Below are 7,331 nucleotides of genomic sequence, written 5' to 3' on the forward strand. Positions count from 1 at the left end.
ATTATATACATTTTCTTTAATACTTAATGATTTGAAGGCTGCTAAAGAAAGTTCAAACGATACTGATAAAAGATGTAGAACTCATTTTGAAAGACATCGCTTTTTAATAAGATTAGAACTTGAAACCATACCTTATATAGGAGGAATACGAAATGATGAAAAAAATCCCTCATAAACTACTCGCTGTATCAGCGTTTTTAACTATAGCAACTACTTATGCAGTCATACCACTAGAAACTTTTGCAAGTGAAATTGAACAAACGAACACTGAAAATATGTCTCTTTCAGCAAATGAAGAACAGATGAAAAAAGCTTTGCAAGATGCTGGTTTATTTGCAAAAGCTATGAATGAATATTCTTATTTGCTAATTAATAATCCAGATGTGAGTTTTGAAGGAATAACTATTAATGGAAATGCAGATTTACCTAGTAAAATTGTACAAGATCAAAAGAATGCAAGAGCACATGCTGTTACATGGAATACACAAGTAAAAAAACAGCTTTTTGATACATTGACAGGCATTATAGAATACGATACAAAATTTGAAAATTATTATGAAACATTAGTAGAGGGGATCAATACTGGAAATGGAGATACTTTAAAAAAAGGGATTACAGATTTACAGGGAGGAATTCAACAAAATCAAAAGTCTGCAAAAGCATTAAAAGAAGAATTAATTCAATTAAAAAATGCTATTGGAGAAGATGTTAGAACATTTGGAAGTCATAAAGAGACATTGCAATCGATTTTAAAAAACCAAGGTGCTGATGTGGAGGCTGACCAAAAGCGTCTAGAGGACCTTTTAGGACAAGTAAAATATCAGAAAGACATAGAATCTAAGGGCTTAGACATGGTGAAAATCCCCTTTATTCCAACCTTGATTGCTGGTGGCATAATGATAGGTGATGCAAGAGGTAAGTTAGGTTGGCTAGAACCTGAATTAGCAAAATTGCGTCAGACTGTAGATTATAAAATAACATTGAATCGTGTAGTTGGAGTTGCATTTCATAATATTAGTGATATGCATAGTATGCTTGATAGTGCTATCACTGCTCTTACTTATATGTCTACGCAATGGGAGGATTTAGATTCTCAATATTCGGGTGTACTGGGACATATTGATAAAGCTGATCAAAAAGCTGATCAAAATAAATATAAATTCTTAACCCCTAGCTTGAATGCAGCGAAAAACAGTTGGAAAACATTAAAAACAGATGTTGTCACTTTGCAAGAAGGGATAAAAATTGCAGAGAAAAAAGAACAGGATTTTTTGAATCAGCTTCGTCCATCAAACGTTTTCTACTTTTATAAAAAAATTCATAACGCATACACTTTTGAAATAAAGACTGGAACAAATGCGCCAAATGCGTCTTATAAAGTTATGAATTTAACTAAAAACACTGTTCATAATATGTGGAGTGGAGGGGCTAATACTAACATGTGGGCTGATTGGCTTTCATTCAATCCAAATGATGAATTTGCGGTAGTAGCAGTAGTGGATGGTAAAGAATATGTTGTGTATAAAGACAAAGTCCAAAATATAATGAACTGAATCTGAAAGTAACGAAGTAATTGGAGCTGGAGAATAAACTAGACACCAAGTTAATTGAAAAATTGCAATGGCATATATCTCCTTATATCCTAGAATAATTTGCTCAAGAAAAAGAATTTGTTCAGCGAAAAAGTAAATATTGAACCAAGGAGTTAGTTGTCTTATGTGTATGGTTTTACCGAAAGGTTTCAAGTACATTACTCATACAATTATGTAGTTATCCTGAAGCATCTACAGGTGTTCTTATCGACCTTGAAGAACTACTTAGCTTCCTAAGTTGAGTGATTTTATGCAAAATTAAGTAAACGTTTTTGTACATAGATTAGTTGACATTTATATAGTTTTTTTCCATTTTTAAAGATAGTTTTGTTTTTTATGTTATTTTTCAAAAATTACTGCTGAAATTTCTATATTCATCACTCAGCATATAATCATTGTTTGATGAAATGACATACCACGTCCCTTAGAGTTTCAGACATATTACGATAAATTAAAGAAAAAAGATAATAGTAGTCAACGGTTACTATTATCTTTTTTGAACTATTTTTCATTAAAATATCTCATCTGCTGTGCCCCTTATTTACTTTTCTAGATTTTATCCTAGTTTAAAATTTATGCATTTGAACTGTTTATACAATTTGTAGGATTTTTAGCTTTTTTGTCGAATACACTTAATGCAAGGAGGGACATTACATGATTATTAAAGATTATTTCATCAACCTTTCTATTTTTTCTTTATTAGTTAGCGCAGCAATATTTATTCAAGTGTTTACAATTAATTCTAGTCGATATTTTGAAAAGCTCTATGGAGGGATTATTGCAGTTACGTTAATGTTCTTTTCTTTTCCATACATGGGATTTTCCTACGATCTTCGAGTTGTTCCTCTTATTCTATCTTTTATTTACTTTGGTCGTATTGCTGGTTGGATTACGTTAATTAGCATAATTGTAATGCGTATCTTTTACACAGGAGGGTACTGGGAACCTCCTGTGATTGCTTATTTAGGTATGGGGATTCTATTTTCTACCTTTAAAACTTATTTTAAAAAACTACATCCTTTTAAAAGTGCATCGTTATATTTTTCTGTTTTTATTGGAATAAAGTGGTTAGTTGGCGTATTATTTAATACTACATTACTTTACACAGGAGGCTTATTATATATAGCGTTAGGACTTTTAATTGGGCTATTTCTTATGGAAGCCTACCAGAGATTGTATTATTTAACACAGGACTTATCTAAAATGAATCGAGAATTAAAAAAATCGAAGCAAGAACTTGCAGATACCGTACATGAGCTTCAAGGAGGAATTTTTAAATTTAAAAAAGTGGGTAAGCACTTTATACACACTTTATGTGATGGACAGTTTTATTATCAAAACGGATTTTATTCTGAACAGGTGGTAGGAAAAAGCTTACGTACTATTGATGCTTCTATTGTTCCTCCACATTTAGTTCCACAATTGATGAAGTACTATCTTCAGGCATGGGAAGGAAAAGAAATTATATTTGAATTACCTTGGCCAAATGATAAAACTATTATTCTTATTGCGCTTAGGCCGATTAAACGAAATGGACAAGTTATTGAAGTTGTTGGTTCTACAGTTGATATAACCGAAAGGAAAAAGGTAGAATCAGAATTAAGCGCTACCAAAGAATTATTGGAATCATTTATAAAGCACAATCTAGATGCTATTACCATTTCTGATCGAGAAGGGCATATTTTACAAGCGAATAAAGCTTATGAAAAGATATTTGGGTGGTCATCACAAGAAATCATAGGTAAGAGATTACCTTGTGTACCAGATTTTTTAATGGAAGAATCGATTAAAAATATTCAGAAAATTCTAACAGGTGAATCTGTGGTTACTAGATTAGAAACTGTTAGACAAAGGAGCGATGGGAGTCTTCTTGATGTCAGTCTGACAGTTTCTCCTATACTAGATGTAAGAGGAAATGTGATAGCTTTATCAGCAATATGTAGAGACATCTCTGAAAGAAAACAAGCAGAAAGAGAACGACATCGATTACACCAGCAATTAAGAGATAGTGAAATGAAGTACCGTGCACTAATTGAACAAGCAACTGATGCGGTATATGTAGTAGAGCTGAATGAAGATAATGCTCCAAGTCGATTTATTGAGGTAAACCCTGTTGGGTGTAGAAGATTTGGATATAGTAGAGAAGAGTTGCTCTCATTATCATTTTCAAATGTAGTACCACAAGATTCTCAAATAATCGTAAGGTTATTAGAAAAAATTAAAAAGGGACAAACTTCCTTCACTTTGCAAGATGAATATGTTTTTCCAACAGGAAAAGTAATAACAACTGAGTTTAGTGTTCGTGTTTTTAACTTAAATGGTAAAAAAGTTTTCCTAAGTATTTCTCGTGATATCACTGAACGGCTAAAAACAGAAGAATTATTACGAAAATCTGAAAAACTTGCTGTTGTAGGACAATTAGCGACTGTAATGGCTCATGAGATTAATAATCCATTAACTGCAATGAAAGGGTTCATGCAATTACTAAAATCAACGGAAAATGAAAATAATCAAGGTTATATAAATATAGTATCATCAGAGATTGAGCGTATAGAGAGTATTACAACTGAATTTATGGCGGTAGCCAAACCACAGGTGGTAAAAATAAAACCTAATGATATTAGTGTGCTAATGGATCAAGTTTTAATGCTACTACAACCTCAAGCAATGATGAATAATATAAAAATTAGAATCGATCTTAACCCTGGTATTCCATTGATTTCATGTGAAGGAAATCAATTAAAGCAAGTATTTGTTAATATATTAAAAAATGCAATTGAATCTATGCCGATGGGAGGAGAAATTCTCATTCAATTAAATATACTTGATAATAATCAATTAAGTATTCGTTTTATCGATCAAGGGTGTGGGATTCCAAAAGAACGTATACCATACCTTGGAGAACCTTTTTATAGTATTAAAGAAGAGGGGATTGGCTTAGGGTTAATGATCTGTTATAAAATCATTGAAACACATCAGGGAAAGGTATTTATTGAGAGTGAAGTGAATAAGGGAACTACAGTTGAAGTCACTCTCCCTATTTGTACACTTCAAAATTAATACACTCTTTTACTGAAATTTTATAAATTTGTGAGCAGTTAGCTTTGGCTAGCTGCTTTTTTGCATATATTGTAATGGATTCTTCATATTACGGCTTTTTGATGTTTCATATATGGATTTTGTAGCTTTTAAGAACTCTGTAAGTGTTTTGTAATATTTACGAGAGACTTTTTTAACAGTTATGAGAGAGAAAAGAAAGATTTGTTATATATGATGAAATTAATCTTACTAGTAGGTGTTCTAATTGACCTAGAAACCAAGGAGGAAAAATAACAATGAAACAATTGAAGCCAGCAATTAGTGTATTAGGTAGTGTATCGATGGCACTGACTCTAGTATCTCCTGCTTTAGCAGATGTAAAACAACCGAATCCAGGAGGTACAGTTGAAATATTTAAAGAAAATGCAAATGCAAAAAAAGAAGATAAGAATTTCACGCTCGGATTTGATGGGGAGATAGGTTCGCTCATTACACAAAACATTGAAATGGCAAACAATGATTGGGACAAAGATGGTATTTCTAACGACTTAGAGATTAATGGTTATAAAATTGAATTCAATTCACAAACTGGAAAAAATGAAGCGAAAGCATGGGATCCTGAGAAGGATAAAGGGAAACCAAAATTTATATCGAATCCTATGAATGCAAATACGGATGGTGATCCTTTTACTGATATGTATGAGGTTGAGAATTATAACAACGATTCTGATACTAATTTCAATCCGATAGTTGCCAACATACCGAATTTGCAAATTGGTGTCAAACGAATTGAGGTAATTCCTATTGCAACCATTACGGATAATAATGGCGGATCAGTTAGCAGAGGGTGGGAAAAAAGTGTATCTACACAACATTCATTTAATGTAGGTTTAAGTGGTTCAGGTGGTGTAGAAGGCTCAGCAGCCGGCCCTGTTCCTTCCGGAAGTGTTTCAGCAAATGTGGGATATGGATATTCAAAAACAACTACGGAAACGGAGAGTTATACAAATAATTTTGATTGGTCTACGGCAACAACTGTGGATACAGCGAACGCAGCAAAATTACGGGTACATTTGGAATATAAGAATGTAGGAACAGCATCCGCTGAAAATGTTTCGCCACATTTTAATATTCGTTTAGGAAACAAAATTATTAATACTGTAAAGGCAACACAAGATCGTTATAAAGCAAACTATTTAAGTACAGAAAAAGGTGGACGGAATAAAACAGAAGTAGTAATTGACAGTTTAGAAGGACAAGCAGATGCAAATATTGTCTTATCTTTGGATGAATTAAAAGCTGTTGAACAAGGGGAACTTCTTTCGATTGAAGTTTTACCTACAAGTACAATGGATTTATCTATTGAAAAAGGTGAAGAAATTATGCATTTGGGGGATTCAGGGAGATATGAGTCTAGAGTGAATGCAGCTACTGAACAATTAGAAACAGATATAGGAAATATACCAAAGTTTAGGATATATACTCCTAAAGACAAATCCCTTGCTGATAAGCCAGTTTTATCCTATAACGAAGTTTTTCAACATGTAAATATAGATACGAAAAAAGTGAATCATATTGTAAACAAGGCTAAAAGTACTAATAACGTATCAGTGGTTTCAGCTAATAATGGAACTGATGCATTAAACGATTTAAAAGCGGGACAGGGAGATGGCGGTTATTTACATAAAGATTCTGTACACGGTGCTTTTGCAAAACTACAGCAACCAACATTAGTAGAAGGTAGTTATGATTCTGTGACGCAAAAGATTAGGGCAACAGTTTTACCGGGTTTATTTGGAGTGAGTAAAGAGATTCCTACTACGTATAACAAGAAATGGAATGCTCCATCACAAACAGTAACACTAGTTAAACGTGAGAATGGATTTACATATGAGTCTAGAGAAAATATACACCCTATTAAATCTGAAATTGCTGCGCACAGAAAAGTTACATTTGAAATCAATGACGCACACAATTTAACGCCTATACAAAAGATTGATACTGAAATTAAAGCTAATAAAGAATTTGAAGATTATGTAGTAGATAATTCAGGTGAATTTGTTACAGAAGGAGTTCCTTATACTGTGGCCTCATATGGAAATACAGCTTATTGGGGAAGTCATCATGCCGGGAATAAATGGGAGTATCTTTGGTCTGAAAAATCTAGTGATGAAAAAGTGAATGTAATTATTGAAAGAGTAGGTCAACCTAAACCTGGAAAACCAATTAAAAAGGATGAAGAGGTATTAATTAAATTTCAAAATCCTATTTATTCAGATTATGCATATTTAAAACTTCAAGATAGTTATATCCATTTAGATCAAAAACAGAACGCAAGTACTTTTAAATTTAATCATGCATATCCAAAGAATTTCACTGGACACCATAAGCAATGGAACATACTATCTAATGGTAACAAGTTAAAGGTAGGATATTTAATCGATTATATGAAATATGGTAATGGAGAGAATGGGACTGATACTATAGCATGGAATCTATCAAGAGTTCAGTAATAGGTAATAGTTCTGTTGCTAAGTTTGGAAAGAGAAACGGAAATGAATTGAATCCGAAAAGTTAGATACGATAATTTAGGTTACTAATAAGGAATGAGTTCGATGTTAAATCGGACTCATTTCTTTTAATTTATATGATTTAGTAACTACTATTTTAAATACTTATCTAGTCATATAAGTAATCAAA

Annotated in this window: 3 protein-coding genes; all 3 read left to right on the plus strand. The window is 32.5% G+C overall.

The window, feature by feature from the left end; genetic code table 11:
• Positions 1 to 152 precede the first annotated feature (152 nt).
• Entirely contained in the window at positions 153 to 1,553 is a 1,401-nt protein-coding gene (gene hblA, locus ACQGSG_RS24675) for a hemolytic enterotoxin HBL binding subunit HblA (protein WP_325842674.1), read from the plus strand.
• 693 nt (positions 1,554 to 2,246) lie between these two features.
• On the plus strand, positions 2,247 to 4,652 hold the full coding sequence (locus ACQGSG_RS24680) for a PAS domain S-box protein (RefSeq protein ID WP_214632070.1): 2,406 nt from the start codon (positions 2,247 to 2,249) through the stop codon (positions 4,650 to 4,652).
• Positions 4,653 to 4,927: 275 nt separating this feature from the next.
• Positions 4,928 to 7,144: a binary toxin-like calcium binding domain-containing protein gene (locus ACQGSG_RS24685; RefSeq protein WP_325842675.1), complete on the plus strand. Its 2,217-nt coding sequence runs from the start codon at positions 4,928 to 4,930 to the stop codon at positions 7,142 to 7,144.
• Positions 7,145 to 7,331: the final 187 nt, after the last annotated feature.

The organism is Bacillus sp. GMa5/1 (assembly GCF_050172015.1).
Lineage (GTDB): Bacteria > Bacillota > Bacilli > Bacillales > Bacillaceae_G > Bacillus_A > Bacillus_A cereus.